14 protein-coding genes are annotated in these 23,298 nt (G+C 66.3%); 3 read left to right on the forward strand and 11 right to left on the reverse strand.

The genetic code is table 11. The features are described 5' to 3' along the window. The first annotated feature begins 34 nt into the window (after positions 1-34). A complete protein-coding gene (locus U1737_RS08570) occupies positions 35-2,785 on the forward strand; it encodes a TonB-dependent receptor (protein ID WP_332796437.1) in 2,751 nt (916 codons plus the stop codon). A 64-nt stretch (positions 2,786-2,849) separates the two neighbouring features. Beyond that, a complete protein-coding gene (gene phoA / locus U1737_RS08575; protein ID WP_332796438.1) occupies positions 2,850-4,256 on the forward strand; it encodes an alkaline phosphatase in 1,407 nt (468 codons plus the stop codon). Between the two features lie 195 nt (positions 4,257-4,451). On the opposite strand, the gene U1737_RS08580 is transcribed toward phoA, so the two are convergent. The 6 genes from U1737_RS08580 to U1737_RS08605 all read right to left on the reverse strand — a co-directional run bounded on the left by U1737_RS08580 (position 4,452) and on the right by U1737_RS08605 (position 13,600). Further along, positions 4,452-5,507, reverse strand: coding sequence for a LacI family DNA-binding transcriptional regulator (locus U1737_RS08580; protein ID WP_332796439.1), 1,056 nt, complete (start codon positions 5,505-5,507; stop codon positions 4,452-4,454). Between the two features lie 10 nt (positions 5,508-5,517). Then, positions 5,518-7,035 (reverse strand): tryptophan halogenase family protein, encoded by a 1,518-nt coding sequence (locus U1737_RS08585; RefSeq protein ID WP_248520526.1) that lies wholly within the window; start codon positions 7,033-7,035, stop codon positions 5,518-5,520. Then, complete coding sequence (locus tag U1737_RS08590) at positions 7,032-8,063, reverse strand: cupin-like domain-containing protein (RefSeq protein WP_248520527.1); 1,032 nt, start codon at positions 8,061-8,063, stop codon at positions 7,032-7,034. Before U1737_RS08590 ends, U1737_RS08585 begins: the two co-directional genes overlap by 4 nt. Beyond that, positions 8,056-8,778 carry a SapC family protein gene (locus U1737_RS08595; RefSeq protein WP_248520528.1) on the reverse strand — a complete coding sequence of 241 codons (723 nt, stop codon included), beginning with the start codon at positions 8,776-8,778 and terminating at the stop codon, positions 8,056-8,058. Before U1737_RS08595 ends, U1737_RS08590 begins: the two co-directional genes overlap by 8 nt. Then, on the reverse strand, positions 8,778-10,328 hold the full coding sequence (locus U1737_RS08600; RefSeq protein ID WP_248520529.1) for a tryptophan halogenase family protein: 1,551 nt from the start codon (positions 10,326-10,328) through the stop codon (positions 8,778-8,780). Before U1737_RS08600 ends, U1737_RS08595 begins: the two co-directional genes overlap by 1 nt. Before the next feature lie 224 nt (positions 10,329-10,552). Further along, complete coding sequence (locus U1737_RS08605) at positions 10,553-13,600, reverse strand: TonB-dependent receptor (RefSeq protein ID WP_248520530.1); 3,048 nt, start codon at positions 13,598-13,600, stop codon at positions 10,553-10,555. A gap of 577 nt (positions 13,601-14,177) precedes the next feature. On the opposite strand from U1737_RS08605, the gene U1737_RS08610 reads away from it, so the two are divergent. Continuing rightward, positions 14,178-15,410: an MFS transporter gene (locus U1737_RS08610; protein WP_332796440.1), complete on the forward strand. Its 1,233-nt coding sequence runs from the start codon at positions 14,178-14,180 to the stop codon at positions 15,408-15,410. A 71-nt stretch (positions 15,411-15,481) separates the two neighbouring features. Here U1737_RS08610 and cobA read toward each other — a convergent pair whose 3' ends face one another. The 5 genes from cobA to U1737_RS08635 form a co-directional block, all read right to left on the reverse strand. Next, a complete protein-coding gene (cobA, locus tag U1737_RS08615) occupies positions 15,482-16,300 on the reverse strand; it encodes a uroporphyrinogen-III C-methyltransferase (protein ID WP_332796441.1) in 819 nt (272 codons plus the stop codon). Continuing rightward, positions 16,290-18,932, reverse strand: a complete 2,643-nt coding sequence (locus U1737_RS08620) for a molybdopterin-dependent oxidoreductase (protein ID WP_332796442.1) — start codon at positions 18,930-18,932, stop codon at positions 16,290-16,292. Before U1737_RS08620 ends, cobA begins: the two co-directional genes overlap by 11 nt. A gap of 98 nt (positions 18,933-19,030) precedes the next feature. Further along, a complete protein-coding gene (gene nirD / locus U1737_RS08625; RefSeq protein WP_175518279.1) occupies positions 19,031-19,369 on the reverse strand; it encodes a nitrite reductase small subunit NirD in 339 nt (112 codons plus the stop codon). Continuing rightward, positions 19,366-21,864, reverse strand: a complete 2,499-nt coding sequence (gene nirB, locus U1737_RS08630; protein WP_332796443.1) for a nitrite reductase large subunit NirB — start codon at positions 21,862-21,864, stop codon at positions 19,366-19,368. The genes nirD and nirB overlap by 4 nt, the downstream gene beginning before the upstream one ends. A gap of 38 nt (positions 21,865-21,902) precedes the next feature. Beyond that, complete coding sequence (locus U1737_RS08635) at positions 21,903-23,285, reverse strand: MFS transporter (RefSeq protein ID WP_332796444.1); 1,383 nt, start codon at positions 23,283-23,285, stop codon at positions 21,903-21,905. Positions 23,286-23,298 lie beyond the last annotated feature (13 nt).

Below are 23,298 nucleotides of genomic sequence, written 5' to 3' on the forward strand. Positions count from 1 at the left end.
GCCACGGGCATATAAGTACCGGGGGAAGCAGAAAATGATTCGTAGTTTTAAGCATGTCGATCGCATAACGCCCCTTCTGCTGGGAACCGCGATCGTAGCACTATCCGTTGCCCCAGCCTTCGCGCAGACCGTACCGGCTTTAGTCGACCAGGAGACCGAGACGGGGGAGGAGATCGTCGTCTCCGGGTACCGCCGCAGCCTCGAAGAAGCCATCGACATGAAGCGCAACACGATCGGCTTTTCGGACTCGATCATCGCCACCGATATCGCCGATTTCCCCGAGCAGAACCTCTCCGAAGCGCTGCAGCGCGTGCCCGGCGTGACGATCGAGCGCGAAAGGGGCCTCGGCACGCGCGTCAACGTCCGCGGCTTGCCGAGCGAATTCACATTCGTGTCGATCAACAAGCTGGCGACCGCCTCGGGCTCGGGCGGGCGCGACGTGGAATTCGACATCTTCGCCTCCGAACTGATCCAGTCCGTCACGGTGCAGAAGTCGCCGGTGGCGGCAGACGAGGAAGGCGGCATCGCCGGCTCGGTGCTGATCCGTACCGCGCGGCCTTTCGATAATCCCGGGCGGCGCCTGGTGGGCAGCGCCGACGGCGCGTACAATTCGATCTCCGAGAAGATCGACCCCAACTTCTCGTTCCTCGGCAGCAAGACCTTTGGCGACTTCGGCGTGCTGGTCTCGGTCGCCAAGCAGCAGCGCAGCAACCGCACCGACTCGAATTCGGGCATCAACTTCCGGCCGATCGCGCGCTGGACCGATCGTACCGGCACCGTCTACCGCAACCAGGCGATCGCCGTGCTGCAGCGCGACGCCGGCATCACGTTTGCCAATGCCGACAAGAACAAGATCGTGTTTCTCGATAAGGTCGGCGACCGCGTCTACCAGAACGATCAGGATCGCCTCGGCCTGTCGGGTTCGGTGCAATATAAGCCGAGCGACAATTTCAATATCGCCTTCGACGCGTTTCTCGGCTCGTACGATACGACCGAGGACGAATATGATGCGGCCGGCTATGCGGCGTCGAGCAACTCGACGCTCGAGACGATCCACGATTTCGACGCCACGACGCTGGCCGACAGCGGCATCGTCGTGCTGCGCGATGTCTCGTACACCAAAACGCAGCATGAATTCCTGAGCAAGGAATATATCAACGAGACCGAATATCGCCAGTTCGGCAGCGAAATGAACTGGTCGACGGGCAACTGGAAGATCAATGCGCTGGGCGGCTATTCCGGCGCGAAGAAAACACTCGATACCTCGAACCTCAAGCACGTCGCCTATGCGCCGTCGCGCACCCGCTATACCGAGAATGGCGGCGAGACGATCCCGAGCGCCAATCCGCGCACGATCGACATGTACAATGCGCCGAACGCCTATCTGTTCGAGGCGTATGAAACCTTTCGCGAGCAGATCAAGGACGACAAATACGCCGCGCAGATCGATCTGAGCTATAATTTCGAAACGTCCTTGCTCAAGCGCTTCAACTTCGGCGGCCGCTACACCAACAAAAGCAACGAGCGCGAATATGGCGAGGAGAAGATCCAGGGCCCGACGCGTGGCAGCACGGCCTATGTCAATGTCCGTAAGCTGGGCGACAGCCCGCTCGAGAACGTGACCGACATCACAGGCGGCAAGAGCTATCAGGCACGCGACCTTAGCTGGGCGCAGGTTTCCAATGCCTATGCGCGCGACTTCTTCCGGCCGGACGGGTTCGTCACGCCGTTCAACGACGCCAATTATTACAAGGTCCAGGAAGAGACGATCGCCGGTTATGCGATGGTCGACCTCGAATTCACCGTGGCCGTGCCGGTGTTCGTCAATGTCGGCGGCCGCTATCTGCGCACCAGCATCCATTCGGAAGGCTTCCAGCAGGTCCAGAACCCGAACGGCTCGATCGGGCTGACGCCTGCGCCGGTGTCCAGCGACGGCAGATATGAAAAGTTCCTGCCGTCGTTCAACGCGCATGCCGAGCTGACCGACAGCCTGTTCCTGCGCGCCGCGGCGTCGCAAACGCTGATCCGTCCGGCATTGACCGATCTTGCCTACAAACGGATCGCGAGCATCGGCAATTTTCGCTACACCGATGGCAATCCGGGGCTGGAGCCCACTTTGGCCGATCAGTGGGAAGTCGGCGTCGAGAAATATCTGCCCCGCGGCGGCATTCTGGCAGCGTCCTATTTCTGGAAGAAGATCAAGGGCGTGGTGCAGAGCCAGCTGACCGGTGTGGTGCCCGGCGTGACGGTCTACAACGCCAACGGCTCGGTCAACGGCGTCTACGAGTTCGACGTCTACCAGCCAGTCAACGCCGAGGGGTCTTACAAGGTCAGCGGCGTCGAGGTGAACGCGGTGATCCCGTTCGGCATGTTTGCGGACTGGGCGGACGGCTTCGGCATCAACGCCAACGCCACCTTCCTCGACAGCTCGCTCACCGGCGAATCCGACCTCGGCATCGATACCTCGCCGATCGGTCTTGCTGACAAGACGTACAATGCCACGGTCTTCTACGACAGGGGGCCGCTGTCGCTGCGCGTCTCGTACAACCGCAAGGGCGCCTATGTGGAGCGGATCGAGCGTAACATGTATCCGGTGTACCGCGATGCGTACGGTCAGTTCGACGTCGCCGCCACCTATCAGGTGACGCGCAACTTCCGCGTCGAGCTGCAGGGCATCAACGTCGGGAACGCGAAGACCACCGGCTACACGATGGATCCGTCCTTCCCGACGACCTACGAAGCCTCGGGCAGCCGCATCAGCCTGGGCGTCCGCGGGCAGTTCTGATCCTCCGCAGGCTCCGCCGCGGAGGCGGGGCCTGCCACGCAATATCCAGTTCCGGAGCATCCCCATGATCTCGCATATCGCCCTTGCTGCGCTGCTCGCCGCGTCCGTCGAGCCCGCGGTCGCCCAGCGGGCAGCACCCGATCTGTCGCGCGCGGCGCGCGGCGATGTGCGGGCGCCCGGCGGCGCTCGGCGTCTTCCCGGCGACATGCGCGAAACCTATCGTGCGCTCGCCGACACGAGCGAATTGCGCAACGTCATCCTGCTGATCGGCGATGGCATGGGGGATTCCGAGATCACCATCGCGCGCAACTATGCCGAGGGCGCCGGCGGCTATTTCAAGGGCATCGATGCGCTGCCCTTCACCGGCCAGTACACCCATTATTCGCTCGACCGGGAAACCGGCAAGCCCAATTACGTGACCGACAGCGCAGCCTCGGCGACCGCATGGGCATCGGGGGTCAAGAGCTATAACGGCGCGATCGGCGTCGATATCTATGGCAAGCCGCACAAGACGCTGCTTGAGCGGGCCAAGTCGGCCGGGCTCGCCACCGGCGATGTATCGACCTCGGAAATCCAGGACGCCACGCCGGGCGCGCAGATCGGCCATGTCGCGCAGCGCAAATGCTACGCGCCGGCCGCGACCAGCACGCTCTGCCCGCAAAACGCGCTGGAGAATGGCGGCGCCGGTTCGATCACCGAACAGCTGCTCGATACCCGTGCCGACCTGGTGCTGGGCGGCGGCGCGGCAAGCTTCGCCGAGACGGCAACGGCAGGGCGGTACAAGGGCAAGACACTCTTCCAGCAGGCGCAGGCGAGGGGCTATCGCATCGTGCGCAATGCCGCCGAGCTCGACGCCGTCTCCCGCGCCGACGACACGCGGCCGCTGATCGGGCTGTTCGCCGACGGCAACATGCCGGTGCGCTGGACCGGTCCGCGCGCCAGCCACCACGGCAACATCGACAAGCCCGCCATCACCTGCCAGCCCAACCCGCAACGCCTGGCTACGGCCCCCAATCTGGCGGCGATGACCCGCAAGGCGATCGCCTTGCTCAAGAACCGACCCAAGGGTTTCTTCCTGCAGGTCGAAGGCGCGTCGATCGACAAGCAGGATCATGCCGCCAATCCATGCGGCCAGATCGGCGAGACGGTCGATCTCGACGAATCGGTGCAGGTTGCGCTGGAATTCGCCAAGGCCGACGGGCACACCCTGGTGATCGTCACCGCCGATCACGCACATACCAGCCAGATCATCGGCAACGGCGCCCGCGCGCCGGGCCTCACCGCCGCGATCAACACGCGCGAGGGCGGCGTCATGACGGTCAGTTACGGCACGGCCGAGGAGGGCTCACAGGAACATACCGGCACACAGCTGCGCATCGCGGCCTATGGTCCGCATGCGGTCAACGTGTCGGGACTGCTAGACCAGACGGATCTTCACTACATCATCCGGCATGCACTCGGTCTGGATTGAGCGAGATAAAATCCCAAGGCTGCATGACACGACCCTCAGTTGCACGCCGCGGGCCTGTGCATAGCGTGGTACGCTGGGAGCCAGCGATGACGGCCGTATAGCTGATCGCATGGCCCTCGCGCCCCAGTCGCGATGCGAGATTTAGCACGACGGACGCGGCGCTTACGTTAGTCGCCGACTGCGCTCATCCCTGACCTACCGCCGCCTGCGCGCGGACGTGGAAGAGCGTATCGTCATCGACGCGGGTACCGTCAGCGGCATAACGAGCGTCGGTCCGTTGGCATGATCGGCGATGATGAGGTTGACGGCCTGTGCGGTGACTTCGGCGATCGGCTGGACGATGGCGGTCAGGGGCGGATGCGCCAGGCGGATGATCGGAGTGTCGTCGAAGCTGACCAGCGACAGGTCGTCGGGCACCGCGAGGCCACGTTCGCGCGCCAGTTCGAGCGTTGCGAGTGTCATCTGATCGTTGCTCGCGATGATCGCGGTCGGCGGTTTGGCCAGCGCCAGCAACTGTGCCGTAGCCGTGCGTCCCGACGCGTGGCTGAAGTCGCCGACCGCGAGCAGGTCGTCGGTCGCTAGCCCCGCCGCCGCCATCGCCGCGCGCCAGCCATCGACCCGCCACGCGCTCAGTTCATATTCGGCGGGTCCGGCGATAAAACCGATCCGTGTGTGACCCAGTTCGAGCAAATGCTCGGTCGCGGTTCGCGCCGCTCGCGTGTCGTCCATGATAAGCCGGATCCCGGGCCCTTCGGTCAGCGAGCCTATCCGCGCGAAGCTGATGCCCTGCGCCTCGAGCAGGTTGATGATCAGCGGGTTGCCCGAATGCGGCGGCGTCAGGATCACGCCGTCGGGTTGCAGCGCCGCGATCGCCGCCATCAGCTCGCGCTCGATATGGTCGCTGTGCGTGTCGACCAGCTCGACGATCAGCCGATAGCCGTGTTCGGCGCAGGTCAGCATCCCGCCCAGCATCATCTGGTCGAACCAGTCGGTGCCCTGCCGCGCGCGCCAGTCGGCGATCGTCCGCTCGCGGTCGTTGAGCGCCAGGATCAAATACGAGCGCGAGCCGCCCATGCGCTGCGCAGCGATCGACGGGACGTAGCCGAGCTTGTCGATCGACGCCTGCACGCGTTGCATCATCTCGGGGCGGACGCCCGAGTCCTTGTTCACCACGCGGCTGACGGTTTGCAGCGAAACGCCCGCATCCGCCGCGACATGCTTGATCGTTACCGCCTGACGTCGCCTTGCCATGCGTCTGAACTCAGGCTGCAAGGACGGGCGAGGGGGCAGGGGCGGGCGCAGTGCCGCAGTAGCGCGCGACATAGGCGGCGTGCTCGGGCAGCCCCGCGACCGTCGCGTTGGTGCCGTCGCGCAGGCCGCCGAGCAGCCGCGCCAGTTCCTCGTCGCGCAGCTTGGTCGCGATCGGGTGATAGCTTTGCGGCACGATTCCCTGGCCGAGCATCACCTGCACCCAGCTATTCTCCGCGAACAGCTCTTCGTTCTTGCGGAACACGCGGCCGGTTTCGCGGAACAGCTCGATCTTCTGTTCCAGCGACTCCGGGATCGGCATTGCCGCGCAGTGCCGCCAGAACGCGCTGTCGCGGCGCTCGGTCGCCTTGTAGTGCAGGATCAGGAAATCGCGGATCTGCAGCATGTCGGTATGCTGCTGGTCGTTGAACTCGGCGACGTCGCGCGGACTGACCGCGCCCGACGGGAACAGACGCAACAGCCGCAACACCGCGCGCTGGATCAGGTGGATGCTGGTCGATTCGAGCGGCTCCATGAACCCGCCCGACAGCCCGATCGCGATGCAGTTGCGATGCCATTGCTGGCGCCGAGCGCCGGTGACGAAGCGGATCATGTTCGGCTCGGTGAGCGTCTTGCCCTCGATATTGCCGAGCAGCCGGTCGAGCGCGGCATCGCGGTCGAGATAGCGGCTGCAATAGACCAAGCCGTTGCCGGTGCGATGCTGGAGCGGGATGCGCCATTGCCAGCCCGCGTCGTGCGCCATCGCCCGCGTATAGGGGAGGGCCGGGCGGACGCTCTCGGTCTGGATCGCAATCGCGGAATCGCACGGCAGATAATGCGTCCAGTCGTCGAACCCGGCATGCAGCGCACCCTCGATCAGCAGCGCGCGAAAGCCGGTGCAGTCGAGGAACAGGTCGCCCTCGATCCGCGCACCGGACTCGAGCACCAGCGCGGCGATGTCGCCACTCTCGCCGTTCAGCTCGACCTGCGCGATCTTGCCTTCGAGGCGGCGCGTGCCGTCCGCTTCGGCCATTCCCCGCAGATATTTCGCGTAGCGCGTCGAATCGAGCTGATACGCGTAGTTCATGCGGTCGTCGGGGAGATGCGCGAACTTGCCCTGCAACGCCGCGCGCAGTTCGAGGCAATAATCGTCATAGGGCTGGTCATGCCCCTTGGTCAGGCCGTGCAGCCAGAAATGCTGGAAGCCCGCGGACCAGTGATCCTTGCCGGTGATCCCGAACGAGTGGAAATAGCTTTCGCCGCGGACCTTCCAGTCGTCGAACAGGATGCCGAGTTTGAACGTCGCCTGCGTCTCGCGCATGAACTCGGCCTCGTTGATCCCGAGCAGGCGGTTGAAGGTGATCATCGGCGGGATCGTCGATTCGCCGACGCCGACGGTGCCGATCGCGTCGGACTCCACAAGGGTGAGTTCGATCGTGCTGCCCATCGTGCGGGCGATCGCGGCGGCGGCCATCCAGCCGGCGGTGCCGCCGCCGGCAATCACGATGCGGCGCATTGGGTGTTCGGTCATCGGCTGAGCGCTCTCAGGAGGAAGGCACGGAGGCGACCAGCGGTGTCGGGGGTAAGCGGCGCGAGCACGCCGCGCGCCGGTTCGGGGATATGGTCCATGACGTCGGGCCCGTTGGTGAAGACGTAATGGTCGAACATCTCGCGCCAGTGCTGCTTCTCGTCGGCGGGCAGATCGCGGATCGCCAGCATCGCGTGGTTCAGCGCATCCTGCGGCTGGCCGAGCCAGCGCGGGCTTTCGCGCCACCAGTAATTCACCAGCACGTTGAAGTCGGATAGTCCCTCGACATGGTGCCACCACATCGCCGGGATATAGAGCGCGTCGCCCGCCTCGAGCTCGGCGACCTGCGCATGCGCCAGCGCCTCGCGAAACCTGGGATGCGCGGCGTAATCGGGATCGTGGAAATCGACCATGCTGACCGCGCGGCCCGCCGGCGTGTTGTCGACCGGGCCAAGGTAGAGGTTGCGGAACTGGTCGCGCGGGAAGACCGTGAAGCGCCGCCGGCCGACCGCGACGCAGGCGAGGTTGTCGGGGACATCGTTATGCGCCGCGATCCGCGTGCGGGTGCCCATCCAGATGCTGGCGAGCGGCGTCCGCGCGCCGAGATCGACATGGTTCGCCTCGTGCAGCCCGGCGAAGAACTGCTGCAGGTCGATCGACGCGAGATAGATCGCGTGCGCGTCGGCGGTGCCTTCGTTGGCGTCGATCCGCGCGAAGATCTCGGGCAGTTTCGCGCGCAGCATCTGGAAGTTCATCCCGTGCGTATCGTCGTAGAACAGCCGCCCCCGGCTGTCGGGCGTCCCGACCGAGACCGCGAACGGCAGGTCGCGCGCGTGACGCTGGATATAGTCGCGCGCCGCGCGTGACGATCGGCGACCGGCCTGCACCATCGGCCAGTCGGCGATCAGCCCGCGCACGATGAACGGCGTCGTTGCCTCGCGCAGACGCAGGTCGAGGTCGGCGGGACTGTCGACCGCGATCTTGCGAACCTCTGCCATCTCAGCGAAGATGCCGGACCTCGCCTCAGCCATGCGCGATCCGGCGGTTCTTGCGCGCGATCAGCGCGCCGATATTGCCGAGCGAGGCGAGCGCCATGAAGATCGGCATCAGGTGGCCGCGGGCGTGCAGGTCGGCGACCGCGGCGTCGTCGAGCGCGACCAGCCGATCCTCGTCGATGACGTGGAACCCGACCAGCCGGTTCTTCGCGGCATCGTCGAGCGTGACGTCGAGCGTCAGCGGTTCGAGCAGGTCGTAGCGCTGCACCGCCGCGAAGAAGTCGGCCGAGGCGACGAAGTCGGTGTCGAGCGCGCGGAGCTGGTCGGCGATCCGTTCCAGAAACGGCGTCGGGCGCCCGGTGTCGTCGAACACGCGCATGCCTTCGCCGCTGTCCCCGGCAATGCGCGGGCTGGCCATGTCGATATGGACCTGACGCACGTCCGAGCCATCGGCACCGCGGCCGACGAGGAAGGGCTGGCTGTCGATCGCGAGCGGGCGATAGCGCGCGTCCCAGCGGCCGTCGACGAGGAACAGATTCTCGCCCTCCTCGAACCCGAACAGCGCAACCGCGGTGACATTGCCCTGTACCTGGTCGCGCTGGAACAGGATCGGATAATCGGTCTGGACGCGGCGAAACTCGCTCGGGACGGTGATGCACGCCATGAGTCCGTCGCCCAGTTCGGGCGCGCGTTCGGTGCGGATCCGCAGGTCGCGGTGGGCATCGGCAGTGAGGATGGCGTGGTCGGGCATCAGCAGATCGGTTCCATGGCGGGCAGGGTCGCATGCCGCAGGGCATCAAGATAGGCGCGATTGGTCGGCAGGCCAGCGGTCAGCATCCGCCTGCGCTGATCGACCTGGCCCAGCAAGCCGTTCGTGCGCGATCGGTCCGCCGTGGCGATCGGCCCGCGCGACGGTGTGGGGAAGCCCATGCCGTACAGGACATACTGATAGCTGGCGGCGGGGAAGATCTCGTCGATCATCGGAAAATCTGCGCGCGACGGCGGCTGGTAATGCCAGAGCTGGAGCAGTTCGACGAGCCGTGGCGGGATCGACGCCGGATCGCGGTGGTCGCGCCAATAGGGTTCGTCGCGCGCGCTGAGGACGTAATGCAGCTTCAGGAACTCGACGATCCGGTCCCAGCGATAGCGGAACAGCGCGTTGAAGCGGTCGGCGTGGATGGCCATCGTGCCGCGCGTGGTAGGGAAGTTGTCGAGCAGCGCATCGAGCGACAATTCGATCAGCACGATCGCCGACGCCTCAAGCGGTTCGAGAAAGCCGGCCGACAGCCCGACCGCGAGGCAGTTGCGGTGCCAGAAGCGGTCGCGGTGGCGCGATCGGAACCGAAGCTGGCGAAACGACGGCGGCGGCGCGTCGGGGGCGGTGGCGCGCAGGTAGCGGGTCAGCGTGTCCGCCGCCGCATCGTCGCTCAGATGCGCGGACGAATAGACGCAGCCGATGCCGCGCCGGGTCGGCAGGCCGATGTCCCAGATCCAGCCCGCCGCGTGCGCGGTGGCGTTGGTCTGCGAGGCGATCGCGCTGTCGGGCGCGACCGGCAGCTGCACCGCGAGCGCGCGATCGTTGAACAGTTCGCCGCCCCGATCGGTGGACGCGACGCCGTAATGCCCCTCGATCAGCAGCGCGGCGTGGCCGGTGCAATCGAGGAACAGGTCGCCGGCGATCGCGCCCGACGCGCGCGTCCGCACCGCGGCGATGTCGCCGTCGTCGGTCGCATCGATCCCGACGACGTGATCGCGGACATGGCGCACGCCTAGCCGCTCGGTCGCATGGCGCATGAGCAGCGCGGCAAGCTTGCCGGCGTCGAGATGGTACGCGTAATTCTGCGTGCCGGCATAATCGGGCATTACCCGTTGGCGCGGTGCGAGGTTCTGGCGGCAGAGTTCGGCCTGCGCGCCGACGGCGTCGGCGAACCGGTCGCCGCGCTCTGCCCAGGCCGCGACGATATCGCGCGGATCGCCCTCGACCGGCGCGGTGAAGGGGTGGAAATAGCTGTCGTCGGGTGCGCCGGTGCGCCAGCCATCGAACCGCGATCCCTGCTTGAACGCGGCATCGCATGCCAAGAGGAAGTCGGACTCGGTGATGCCGATCCGCTCGAGCGTCCGGCGCATCGTCGGCCAGGTGCCTTCGCCGACGCCGATCGTCGCGACGTCGGGAGATTCAACCAGAGTCACGCGTATCGGCCGGGCGGCGCCGGAATCGGCCCGCGCGGCGATCAGGCAGGCGGCCAGCCAGCCGGCGGTACCGCCGCCCACGATCACGATGTTGGCGATCGACCCGTCCATCGTCTGTCCGTCTACTCCTTAGTATGCGCGTCCGAAGCCTGTCCTAACCCGTCATCCTGACGAGGGTTTCGATCGCCTCACGATACCCTAGCAATGCTTCCCCGCCAGGGGGAGGTGTCGCCGAAGGTGACGGAGGGGGAGGACACGCAACGGATGTGTCCTCTACCGCCCCCTCCGTCAGGCTACGCCTGCCACCTCCCCCTTGCGGGGGAGGATCAGCCTCCTCAGAAGGTGAAGCGCATCCCCGCCGAGTATCGCGCAAAGCCGGGCTGCGCGAAGGTGACGAAATTGTCCGAGCGGCGATGCCCGCGGCGACCCTGGCCGGTGAGGTTGATGGCCTCCACGAACACCGCCAGCCCCTTCTTCACTTCGGCAGATGCGCTCGCGTCGATCTGGCCGTACGCCTCGACATAGGTCGGGTCGAACGCACCGCCGGCGTAGAACTCGCCGCGCCAGTTATAGGCGACACGCGCCTGGATGCCGTTCTTGTCGTAATAGGCGACCGCGTTGGCGCTGTCGCTGAGCCCGGTCAGCGCGAACTGGCCGACATTGGGGTCGAGCGTGTTGTCGTATTTCGCGTCGCCGTTGACGATGGTGTAGTTCAGGATGACGCCGAACCCGGTTTCCCACAACCGGTGCTGGATCGCGAATTCCCAGCCGTTGATGTTGGCGGTCTGGTCGCTGTTGAACGGCTGGCTCAACTGGAAGTTGAACAGATCGTCTTCGGGCAGGCCGAAGATGTTGCCGTTCAACAACCCGGAATCGCTGGTGCCGGTGACCTGCGACGAGGCGGGGAAGTTGCGCAGGATGTAATCGCGAACCTGGAGGTTGTCCGTCGTTCCCAGCGCCGCCACTGCCTGACGATAACGGGGGCCGGAGCCCGGGTTGCGCAGGTCGAACGCAGGCGTGTTCAACTGGTTCGTGCCGATGAAGTTCTTCACGTCCTTGTTGAAGTACCCGACCGAAATATAGCTTTCGGGTCCGTAATACCATTCCGCCGACAGATCGATGTTCTTCGACTTGAAGGGAAGCAGGTTCGGGTTGCCCTGGCTACCGGTGCCGCCGCCGATGCGCGGGTTGGAGTCGATGTTCAGGCCACCCTGCAGGCTGCCATAGTCCGCGCGCGTGATGGTGTGGCTGTACGAGGCGCGCAACTTGACGTTGCGGAGCGGTTCGATGTCGAAATCGACCGCGGGCAACCAGTTGTTGTACTTGCCCTTCAGCGAAGTGAACGAATTGGCCCCGTAGGTAAGCGCGAATTCGTTCGCGCCCGTCCAGCGCGTACCATTCGGGATCGGCACCAGCGCCGACGAGTCGACCTGCGTTTCGTCGTACCGAATGCCGCCGATGATGTGTGCCGGCATGTCGAACACCGAGAATTTGGTGTTGAACTGGATGAAGGGCGAGATCGTCCGCTCGCGGATGCGGCGATCGTTGGTGTAATTGGCGAGGCAGGTGCCGGGCGCCGCGACACCCGTCTGCGGGGCGCTGCAGATATTATACTGCGCGCGGAGCAACTCGGCCATCTGCTCGAAGTTGAAGGTGTAGATCGACGACGGCAGCGCGGGATCGTTCGATCCGGCGACGCCCTTGAACTTGTCGGGCAGGCTGGTGAGGTTGAAGAAATCGTCGGGCACCGCGGCTGCGCCGAACGATGCGCCGCGCGGGTCGATGCCGCCCCAGGTCTCGTTCTGGATGAAGCCGTATGCCGATCGAACCTTGTTATCGACATAGGAGAAGCCCCAGTCGATGCTGCTCAGGAAATCGCCGTCGTGATCGTAATGCCCCTTCAGCTGGAGCTGGTTGATCTCGTCCTTGAAATACGCGTTGCGGAACGCGTTGCCGGTCGGCGTGATGAGCGACGCGTTGAGCGGGTCGATCCCCGGATACATCTGGTACGAGATGATCGGCAGATCCTTCTCGAAATTGACGCTCTGCGACTGGACGCCGAAGATCGCGCCGCCGATCGACGTGCTGCTGCCGTAATCGTTGGTCGGCTTCGAAACCGCGGTCGAGTGATGCGCGTCGAGCGACATCGTGACGTTGCCGGGCGCTTCCCAGGTCAGGTTGCCGCCGAGCGACTTGTTCTCGGACTTGTTGGCGCTCAGCGAACTGCTGTACGACAGATCCTTGCCGGGCGCGAAATTCTCGGAATAGAAGATCGGGCCCGCCGAGGGGCCGTCGGTCCACGCGCTGCGCGTGTCGCCGAAGTTGAACCAGATGCCGACGCTGCTGTCGCGCACCTCGACCTTGTTGCTCGAATAGGTGAAGTCCAGCGTCGCGGTCAGCGTGTCGGTCGGCTTGGCCTGCAACACGAGCTGGCCGTTGATGCGCTCGCGATCGATGTCGACGACGTTGTAGTTGGCGCTTTGCGGGATCTCGTAGACATCGGTCGGGCCGGGGCGATTGGTGATGTTCGCAGCCCCCGGCGTACCCGGCTGTGCCAGTGTACCCCAGTTGTTCTCGGCGCCGAGGAAGCCGTCGCGAAAGCCGACGCCCGACGAGTTGTTGCTCGCCTTGCGCCGCTGGTACGAGCCACTGAACAGAACGCCGATCCGGTCGTCGGCGAAGGTGGTGGACAGGATCCCCGACACTTCGGGCGTGATCGGGTCCTTGCCGTTGCGCGAGCTGTCGAGCACGCCCTTGGCGGCGATGCTGCCGCGCGTACCCGGCTTGTCGAGCGGACGCGGGGTACGGATGTTGATCGACGAGCCGATCCCGCCCGAGGGCACTGCGGCACGGCCGGTCTTGTAGACCTCGACCGCGGCGACGCCTTCGGACGCCAGGTTGGCGAAGTCGAACGAGCGCGATGCGGGCGCACTGGCGCCGTCGCCAAGCGTCGAGGTCGGCATCTGGCGACCGTTGAGCGTGACGAGGTTGTATTCGGGACCGAAGCCGCGGACCGTGACGGTCGAGCCTTCGCCGTTCGAGCGGTCGATCGACACGCCGGTGATGCGCTGGAGCGACTCGGCGAGGTTGGTATCGGGGAACTTGCCGATATCCTCGGACGAAATCGCGTCGACCACGCCCTGGCCGTTGCGCTTGATATCGATCGCCTCGCGCAGCGACGCGCGGATGCCGGTCACGACGATGTCGTCGGTGGTCTCGTTGGGATCGGCGGGGGCAGCCTGCGGGGCGATGTCCGATGGTCCGGGATTGCCGACCGTGGCGGCAGCGTCCTGCGCCAAAGCGATACCCGGCAGACCGACGAGCGCCAGTGCCGAAGTGCCGATGACAAAACGCGAAAGCGAGCGAGCTGCGAAGCCACGCATGGTATTCCTCCCCTGTAGACGGCGCTATGAGCTGCGCCTTCCCGTGAACGTTCACATTCTCCGCCCGCGTTTCCGAGTCAAGCACGGTAGCGCTATCGTTGTGAACGTTCTCAAATTATGTCGTCAGTAGTGGTAATGGGGCAACATGCCGTCACGGACTGTCGCCCTAGAACCCCGCCAAACCCTGGGAGGAACCGAAGATGTCTAAGGGGTCTCGCGCCACGCTGTTGCGCGCATCCCGCTGAAAACGGGTAAAACGCGCCGCGTCGCGTTGGCGCACGATACGCAGGATCGGACGTTGGAGCAGATGGCGACGCTCGAGCCCGCAACGATGAAGCCATAAGGCCCGCGCGGTTGTGACAGTCCTGCCGGTCCGGCGGGAGCGATCCGCGGACGGCATTTTCCAGACGCGAACGAGACTTGGTTCCCCGCGAAGAGAATCCAGACTGGGCTCCCGCCTTCGCGGGAGATGAAGGCGCGGTGGCGATGGTTGCCGGCTTCATACTCGGCGGGACATGCCGGAACGAAGGCGAGCGCGGTTGCCTGCCAAGCCTCGGGCGGCTTAGGGGGGAAGGCGATGGCGCGCCCTCTCGCTTCCCCCGACACCGTCGTCATGGCGGACCGTCGCTCGACCGGTTTCCTGCTGATCTTCGCGCTGGCCTATGTCGGCGGAGTCATCGCCTATCTCCCGTTGCTGACCTTGTTGCTGCCGATCAAGGTGCAGGCCGTCGCGGGATTGCGGCGATTGGATGTTCTGACCGCGATCGCGATTGCCGGCGCGGTGGCGGCCAGCCTGTCCAATGTGCTGTTCGGTTATCTCAGCGACCGATCCCGCGCGCGGGGCGGCGGGCGGCGCGGCTGGCTCGCCGGCGGGGTCGTCGCGACGGCGGTGGCATATGGCGCGATCGCCGTCGCTGCGACACCCACCGCGCTGATCCTGTCCGTCATCGGGTTCCAGGTCGCGGTAAACGCGGTGCTCGCGCCGATGCTGGCGATGATGGCGGACGAGGTGCCCGATGCGCAGAAGGGCGTCGCGGGAGGCCTGCTGGCGATGGCGAATCCGGTAGCCTCGACGGTCGCGGCGATCCTCGTTGGGGCCGCGTCGCTCGGGGACGCGATGCGGCTTGCGATCGTGCTGGCGGTGGTGGCGGGTTGCACGGTTCCGCTGTTGCTGACGCGGGTACGCCCGATCGCCGATCCGGGCCCGAGACCGGAGGGGCGGGCGATGTCGCGTCACGACCTGTTGCTGGCCTGGGTCGCGCGACTGTTCGTCCAGGTCGCGGGCAGCGCGCTGTTCATCTATCTTCTCTATTATCTCGAAAGCGTCGCGCCGGGGATGCCACCGGCGACGATCGCGGCACGGATGGGGACCGTCATGATCCTCGCCTACACCCTGCCTTTGCCGATCGCGGTCCTGGTCGGCCGGCTCGCGGATCGGTCGGGACGCATCAAGCCGTTCCTGTTCGCCGCGGCGCTGGTCGCCGCCGCCGGGCTGGTCGGGATGGCGCTCGCGGATGGATTTACAAGCGGTGCGGCGGCGTTCTGCGTCTACGCTACCGGCGAATCCGTCTTCCTCGCACTGCACGCCGGGTTCGCGATGCAATTGCTGCCCGACCCGCGCCACCGCGGTCGAGACCTGGGGTTGCTCAACCTGACCAATACGCTGCCGGCACTGCTCGGGCCGACGCTGACTTGGGCGCTAGCCACGCCAACCGACTATGACACGGTGATGCTGGTGCTCGCAGCGCTGACGCTGTGCGGCGGGCTGACCATTCTTGCGACGCGTCGGCGGCGTGAGCGGACCGGGTAATCGGCGCCGGTCGCCGCCGTCACTCTCGCAGCCACCGTCGTCTTCCGGCCATGATCGATGCGGTAATGACCCTAGTGCGCCTTGCCCTCGGGCAGGGTCTGTTTCGCACGAGCTACCACCGTCGATAGCGGGCCGGAAAATCCCGTGCGTTCGTCGTATGGCGTTGCGACTGCTTCGCCGATCAGCAGCAGCGACGGATCGTGGTCGCTGATCGTCTCGACCAGGAAGGCAAGCGCGGACAGCCGGCCTCGGATAATGCGTTCGTCGGGGAGCGAGACGTTGACCGCGACCATCACCGCGGTGTCGGGTGCGCGACCGGCTGCGATCAGGTTGCGCGCGATCTCGCCGGCGGCGGCGCGGCCCATGTAGACGGCGAGCGTCGCATCGGGTGCGGCGAGTGCGGTCCAGTCGAGATCGAGCGCTTCGCCCACGCGGGCGTGCGCGGTGACGAAGGTGAGCTTCCGCGCTAGGCCACGCAGTGTCAGCGAGGCGCCACCCGAGGCCGCGGCGGCGCTCGCGGCGGTGATGCCGGGGCATATCTTCACCGCTATGCCCTTGGCGGCGAGATGATCCATCTCTTCGGTCGAGCGGCCGAAGATCGACGGGTCGCCGCCCTTGAGACGGACGACGCGCTTGCCGGTGAACGCGGCGATGTCGATCAGCACGTTGATCGACACCTGGTCCTTGGAATGCCGCCCCGATCGCTTGCCGACGCTCACCGTTTCGGTTGCCTCGGGGATCAGCGCGAGGACGCCCGCGCCGACCAATGCGTCGTAGAACACGATGTCTGCGGCCGCGATCAGCCGTTCGGCCTTGCGCGTCAGCAGGTCGGGATCGCCGGGGCCGGCACCGACTAGCCAAACCGAACCGGGCGGGAATTCATGCGACATGGGCTGATCCTTGCGTGACGAGGAGTTTGGCGAGGGCAGGGCGGCACGATCCGCAATTGGTGCCGGCCTTCAGCGCCGCACCGATCGCGGGGACATTGGCGAGATGCTGCTCGGCGATCGCGGTGAGGATGGTCTTCAGCCCGACATCGAAACAGGCGCAGACGATCGGCCCGCGGTCGACCTGCATGCCGGGTGCTCGGCCTGCGAGCAGGGTGGGCGCGGCAACCGCCTCACTCAGTTGTGCCACGAGCCAGTCGCGGGGCGGGAGTGTGCCGTCACGCGTCACGAACAGGACGCCGGCGAGCCTGCCACCATCAAGGACTGCGATCCGGCGGCTCCTGCGTGCTGCATCGACAGCCTCAGTCCGCTGGCCCTTTGGCAGCAGCGCATCGAGCGTGGCGGCGTCGCCATTCCCCGCCATGTCCCATGCCGTTCCGCACGGCACCGCAACGCGCGTTGCCCACAGGCAATCGGGGGGCGTCGCCAGTTCGCCGCGGACCACGACGAACCCGCGCCATTCGGTCGCGACCGGCTCGATCCGCACGGGAGTCGACTTGAACCCCGGCTGGCCCGAGATCGGATCGGCAAGCGGGCGAGGGAGCAGCCCAGCACGACCGCCGGTCGCGGTGCGATCGGTCCAATGGATCGGCACGAACAGCTCGCCGACCCGCTGCGTCGCGGCGACGCTCGTGCGGAAGACGCTGTTGCCCTGCGGCGTCGACACACGGGCCAAGCCACCGTCGACGATCCCTAACCGGGATGCATCATCGGGGTGGATCTCGACCAGCGGCTCCTCACGGTGCCGCGCCAGCTTGGGCGACAGGCCGGTGCGGGTCATCGTGTGCCACTGGTCGCGGTAGCGCCCGGTGTTGAGGGTCATCGGCCATTGCGCGAGCGGTGCGGCGACGGGCTTCTGCACGACCGGCACCAGCCGCGCGCGTCCGTCGGGCGTCGAGAAACGGCCGTCCGCAAATGGCGTGCCACCCCAGCGGAACGGCGGCATCGCGTCATACTCGGCATTGCCCTTGGCGGCATGGCCGGGGAGCGTGAACAGTCGCGCGCCGTCATTCTCGTATGCCGAGAGCCGGCAATGCTCGCGCCAGATTTCGGCGGGGCGATCATAGGGGAACGCCGTCTTCCACCCCATCCGCCGCGCGACTTGCGTGATGATCCACCAATCGGGTTTCGCCTCCCCCGGCGCGGCCATGAAGGCGCGCTGGCGGCTGATCGTGCGGTCGGAATTGGTGACGGTGCCGTCCTTCTCCCCCCACGCCGCGGCGGGCAGGCGGACATGCGCATGGACCGAGGTGTCGGTCGTCTCGATCACGTCGGACACGACGACGAACGGGCAATCCGCCAACGCCTCGCGGACTCGGCCGGCGTCGGGCATCGACACCGCAGGGTTGGTCGCCATCACCCACAGCGCCTTGATCCGGCCGTTGCCGAGCTCGCGGAACAGGTCGACCGCCTTCAGCCCCGGCTTGGTCGCCATGTTGGGCGCGGCCCAGAACCGGCCGACGCGGGCGACGTTCTCGGGCGCGAAATCCATGTGCGCGGCGAGGGCGGACGCCAGCCCGCCGACTTCGCGCCCGCCCATCGCGTTGGGCTGGCCGGTGATCGAGAAGGGGGCAGAACCCGGCTTGCCGATCCGGCCGGTGGCGAGGTGGAGGTTGGTGATCGCGTTGACCTGATCGGTCCCAGACAGCGACTGGTTCACGCCCTGGCTGAACAGCGTCACGGTCTTCGGCGTCGCGGCGAACAGTTCGAAGAAGCGCCTGAGGTCCTGCGGCGGAACATCGCAGGTGCGCGCTACCGACCACAGGTCGCTGCCCTCGCCGAGCTGGTCCCAGAATGCGTCCGGCGTTGCGACATGCGCGGCGAGATAGTCGTAATCCACTACCCCCGCGTCGCGGCACCAGGCGAGCAGGCCGTTCATCAGCGCGACGTCGGTGCCGGGCCGGATCGCGAGGTGCAGGTCGGCCTCGTCCGCGGTTTCGGTCCGGCGCGGGTCGATCACCACCAGCTTCGCGCCAGCGTCGCAGCGCGCGCGGATGCGTTGATAGACGATTGGATGGCACCAGGCGGTGTTCGATCCGACCAGCACGATCAGGTCTGCGACGTCGAGATCGTCGTAGCTGGCGGGGACGACGTCCTCGCCGAACGCGCGCATGTGCCCGGCGACCGCGCTCGCCATGCAGAGCCGTGAATTGGTGTCGATGTTCGCCGAGCCGATGAAGCCCTTCATCAGCTTGTTGGCGACGTAATAATCCTCGGTCAGCAATTGCCCGGAGACGTAGAAGGCGACGCTGTTGGGGCCGTGCTGCGCGATCGTGTCGCGAAAGCGTTTCGCGACGAGGTCGAGCGCCTTGTCCCAGGATGCGCGACGCTGGCCGATCATCGGGGTGAGCAGACGGCCTTCGAGCCCGACCGTCTCGCCGAGATGCGTGCCCTTCGAGCAGAGCTTGCCGGAATTGGCGGGGTGATCGGGGTCACCCTTGATCGTGACGGACCGCTCTCCGGTAGGAGTCGCGATGATGCCGCACCCGACACCGCAATACGCGCAGGTCGTGCGGATATCCTCCCCGGCACGGGGAGGGGGACCATCCGAAGGATGGTGGAGGGGGGCTTCCACAGGCGTCCCCCTTCGTGGAGTCCCTCCCGCAGGCGTCTCGCTTCGCGGAGGCCCCCCTCCACCGCCTGCGGCGGTCCCCCTCCCCGTGCCGGGGAGGATCACGCCGCCGCCTTCATCGTCGAGGTGCGGCACAGCAGCACCCGTCCACCCGACACCTTCACCGGGATCACCGGCGTACACCCCTTGTCCTCGCCCAGCGCCTCGCCCGTATCCAGCGCGATCCGCCAATTGTGCAGCGGGCACGCCACCGCGCCGCCGTGGACGATCCCCTGCGACAGTCGTCCGCCCTTGTGCGGGCAGCGGTCGGCCAGCGCGAAGACCTTGCCGTCGCCGGTGCGGAACACCGCGATGTCGTCGCCGCCGGTAACCTGCACCGTGCGGCTGCCGCGGACCGGGATCTCGTCGACCCAGCCGATATCGAGCCATTCGCCGATCATGCCATTTCCCTCCCGAGAACAACGGGCGTGTCGATGGGCGTGAACCGCGCCATCGGTGCATGCTGCTCACGGTGCTCACCCGCCGCCCGCGCCGCCCAGGGATCGTCCTGCGTGAACTGCTGCGAGAACAGGAACCGTGCCGCCAGCGCATCGCGGCCCTCCGGATCGTCGGCGATCCGTTCGCGAATATATTCCACGCCGATCCGCTCGATCCACGGCGCGGTGCGTTCGAGATAGCGCGCCTCCTCGCGGTATAATTGGATGAACGCGGCGCAATACTGCATCGCCTCTTCCTCGGTCGCGACCTTGCACAGGAAGTCGGTCGCGCGGACCTTCATCCCGCCGTTTCCGCCGACCGACAACTCATAGCCGCTGTCGACGCAGACCACGCCGAAGTCCTTGATCGTCGCCTCGGCGCAGTTGCGCGGACAGCCGCTGACCGCGATCTTGAACTTGTGCGGCATCCACGAGCCCCAGGTCATCCGCTCGACCTTGACGCCGAGCCCGGTCGAATCCTGCGTCCCGAACCGGCACCAGTCCGACCCGACGCACGTCTTCACGGTCCGCAGCGACTTGCCGTACGCATGCCCGCTGACCATCCCGGCGGCGTTGAGATCCGCCCACACCGCGGGCAGATCCTCCTTCTTGATCCCGAAAATGTCGAGCCGCTGGCCGCCCGTCACCTTGACCATCGGCGCGTCGTATTTCTCGACGACATCGGCGATCGCGCGCAACTCGCGCGGGTTGGTCAGCCCACCCCACATCCGCGGCACCACCGAATAGGTGCCGTCCTTCTGGATGTTGGCATGCAGCCGTTCGTTGACGAACCGGCTCTGCTGATCGTCCTTATAGTCGCCCGGCAGCGCGCAGAGCAGGTAGTAATTGAGCGCGGGCCGGCACGACGAGCACCCGTCAGGCGTCGACCAGCTCATCTTCTGCATGACCTCGGGGATCGATCGCATGCCCTGCGCGACGATCTCGCGGCGGACGTCGTCGTGCCCGAAGCTGGTGCATTTGCACATCGTCTTGACGTCACGCTCGCCAGAATATTCATCGCCCAGCGTGACCGCGAGCAGCGTCTCGACCAGCCCGGTACACGATCCGCACGACGCCGACGCCTTGCAGGTCGCACGGACCGCGTCGAGCGTCGCGTTGCCGGCGCCGATGCATGCCACGACCTTGGCCTTGCTGACGCCGTTGCAGCCGCATATCTCCGCATCGTCGGAGAGCGCCGCAACGGCCGCCTTAGGGTCCGCCGCGCCTCCTCCCGAGGCGAACGACTGGCCGAAGATCAGCATGTCGCGGATCGGCGCGATGTCTTCCGCCCGCTTGAGCAGGTCGAAATACCAGCCGCCGTCCGTCGTATCGCCGTACAGCACCGCGCCGACGATCCGGTCGTCCTTGACCACGACGCGCTTGTAGATGCCGCGCGACGCATCGCGCAGGACGATGTCCTCGCACGCCCCGCCGCCCGAGAAATCGCCCGCCGAGAACACGTCGAGCCCGGCGACTTTCAGCTTGGTCGACGTCACCGAGCCGCGATAGCCGCTGTGACTGTCGGTCAATCCATCGGCGAGCGCGCGGCACATGTCCCAGAGCGGCGCGACGAGGCCGTAGACGTTGCCGTCATGCTCGACGCATTCGCCGACCGCGAGGATCGACGGGTCGCTGGTGACCATATGGTCGTCGACCTTGATCCCGCGGCCAATCTCCAGTCCGGCGTCGCGCGCGAGGGCGACGGAGGGGCGGATGCCGACGGCCATGACGACCAGGCTCGCGGGGATCAGCGTGCCGTCCTTGAGCCGCACGCCTTCGACATGGGTGTCGCCGACGATCTCGGCGGTGTTCGCTTCGGTCAGGATGACCTGGCCGCGCGCCTCCAGCGCCGATTTCAGCAGCCAGCCCGCCGCCTCGTCGAGCTGGCGTTCCATCAGCGTCGGCATGAGGTGGATCACCGTGACCTTCATTCCCCGCAGCGTGAGGCCGTGCGCTGCCTCCAGTCCGAGCAGGCCGCCGCCGATGACGACCGCAGCGCCACCCTTTCCGGCCGCCTCCAGCATGTGATCGACATCGCCCATGTCGCGGAACGAGATGACGCCGGGCAGGTCCTTGCCGGGGACGGGGATGATGAACGGATCGGAGCCGGTCGCGATCAGCAGCCGGTCGTACGACACGGTCAGCCCCGAACGCGCGGTGACGGTCTTCGCGATGCGGTCGATCGCCTGGACCGGATCGCTCGTCACCAGTTCGATCGTGTTGGTCGCGTACCAGGCGTGGTCGTTGATGACGATCTGCTCGAACGTCTTCTCGCCCGCCAGCACCGGCGACAGCATGATCCGGTTGTAGTTCACATGCGGCTCGGCACCGAAGATCGTGACGCGGTAGCGGGTCGGATCGCGCGCGATCAGTTCCTCGACCGCGCGACAGCCGGCCATGCCGTTGCCGATTACGACCAAGTGTTCGCGGGTGTCGGGGGAGGGGGTTTGGTGGTCCATCAGATCGTCCAGTCGGGTTGGAGCCGGGGAAGGGAGGGTCACGCGGGGAGCGCCCCGTTCACGGAGCGGTCGCTGTTGCGCCGCGCGTCGAGCGCCGCGTCGAGCAGCGCGCGCTCGTCCGATTTGTGCGTCGCGGAAAAGCGGACAGCCAGAGCGCAGACCGCCGTGCCCGCAACGATGTAGCCGAGCACGATGAGGCATTGCTGCGGGGTGGCCGAGGCCTTGTTGAGGAACCCCGCCGCGACCGCACCGATGTTGCCGCCTGCGCCGATCAGCCCGGCGACCCCGCCCAGCGCCTTGCGGTCGATGAACGGCACCAGCGCATAGGTCGCGCCGCACGCCATGTGCGTGAACAGCCCGAACATCGTCATCGCCAGGATCGCGAGCGTGACGCTGCCTGCATGACCGAACAGCACCAGTCCGACGCCTTCGCCGAGCATCAGCGCGAACAGCAGCAGCGCACGGCCATCGAGGCCCTTCACGAGCGCGATCCGGTCGCTCGCGATCCCGCCGAGCGCACGGGCGAACAGTGCGAGGCCACCGAAGATCCCTGCTGCCAGTCCCGCGTTGGTCAATGAAAGCCCGAACTGGTCGACATAATAGCTGGCGGCGATATTGTGGATGAAGATCTCGACGCCGAAGCACGCGCCGTACGTCGCGGCGAGCATCCAGGTGCGGTAGTTGGCTGCGGCGCGCAGGAAGATCGCCATGCCCGTCGCCTTGCCACCGTCGAGTTCGATGCCCGCCGCGCGGAGATCGACGATATCGCCCTGCGGCGTGTCCTGCGTGTAGCGCGCATAGACGAACGCCATCGCGACCATAGCCACCCCCGGCACGAACATCGCCGCGCGCCAGCCGAATGCGTGCTCGACGCCGAGCCCGATCAGCGCCGCGACGACCAGTGGCATCAGGCTCTGCGCCGCGCCGCCGCCGGCATTGCCCCAGCCTCCGACGGTCGCGTTGGCGGTGCCGACGACGTTCGGCGCGAACATCACGCTCGTATGATATTGCGTGATGACGAACGACGCGCCGATCGCCCCAATCGCGAGGCGGAAGAACAGGAACGTCTCATAGGTCTGCGCGAACGCCAGCCCAAATACGGGGGTCGCACCGAGCAGCAGCAGCCACGTATAAGTACGACGCGGCCCGAACCGGTCGCAGAGCGGTCCGACCACCAGCCGCACCAGGATCGTCACCGCGACCGCGGCGATGTTGATGTTGGCGATCTGATCCTTGCTGAGGCCGAACTCGGCCTTGATCAGCGGCATCAACGGCGCGGCGGCGAACCACGCGAAGAAGCACACGAAGAACGCGAGCCACGTGACATGGAACGCGCGCATCTGCGGCGTGGCGGAGCTGAACAGGTCGATCCGCGTGGCCTTCGGTGCGGTGGTGTCGATTCCCGGTGATGCGAACAACATGGTCGGTCCCCCA

It is taken from the genome of Sphingomonas fucosidasi (assembly GCF_036663855.1).
GTDB classification, from domain to species: domain Bacteria; phylum Pseudomonadota; class Alphaproteobacteria; order Sphingomonadales; family Sphingomonadaceae; genus Sphingomonas; species Sphingomonas faeni_B.

Excerpts from the sequence above, each read along its gene's own strand:
- U1737_RS08570 (WP_332796437.1), top strand. The coding sequence starts at position 35 with ATGATTCGTAGTTTTAAGCATGTCGATCGCATAACGCCCCTTCTGCTG.
- phoA (WP_332796438.1), top strand. The coding sequence starts at position 2,850 with ATGATCTCGCATATCGCCCTTGCTGCGCTGCTCGCCGCGTCCGTCGAG.
- U1737_RS08580 (WP_332796439.1), bottom strand. The coding sequence starts at position 5,507 with ATGGCAAGGCGACGTCAGGCGGTAACGATCAAGCATGTCGCGGCGGAT.
- U1737_RS08585 (WP_248520526.1), bottom strand. The coding sequence starts at position 7,035 with ATGACCGAACACCCAATGCGCCGCATCGTGATTGCCGGCGGCGGCACC.
- U1737_RS08590 (WP_248520527.1), bottom strand. The coding sequence starts at position 8,063 with ATGGCTGAGGCGAGGTCCGGCATCTTCGCTGAGATGGCAGAGGTTCGC.
- U1737_RS08595 (WP_248520528.1), bottom strand. The coding sequence starts at position 8,778 with ATGCCCGACCACGCCATCCTCACTGCCGATGCCCACCGCGACCTGCGG.
- U1737_RS08600 (WP_248520529.1), bottom strand. The coding sequence starts at position 10,328 with ATGGACGGGTCGATCGCCAACATCGTGATCGTGGGCGGCGGTACCGCC.
- U1737_RS08605 (WP_248520530.1), bottom strand. The coding sequence starts at position 13,600 with ATGCGTGGCTTCGCAGCTCGCTCGCTTTCGCGTTTTGTCATCGGCACT.
- U1737_RS08610 (WP_332796440.1), top strand. The coding sequence starts at position 14,178 with ATGGCGCGCCCTCTCGCTTCCCCCGACACCGTCGTCATGGCGGACCGT.
- cobA (WP_332796441.1), bottom strand. The coding sequence starts at position 16,300 with ATGTCGCATGAATTCCCGCCCGGTTCGGTTTGGCTAGTCGGTGCCGGC.
- nirD (WP_175518279.1), bottom strand. The coding sequence starts at position 19,369 with ATGATCGGCGAATGGCTCGATATCGGCTGGGTCGACGAGATCCCGGTC.
- nirB (WP_332796443.1), bottom strand. The coding sequence starts at position 21,864 with ATGGACCACCAAACCCCCTCCCCCGACACCCGCGAACACTTGGTCGTA.
- U1737_RS08635 (WP_332796444.1), bottom strand. The coding sequence starts at position 23,285 with ATGTTGTTCGCATCACCGGGAATCGACACCACCGCACCGAAGGCCACG.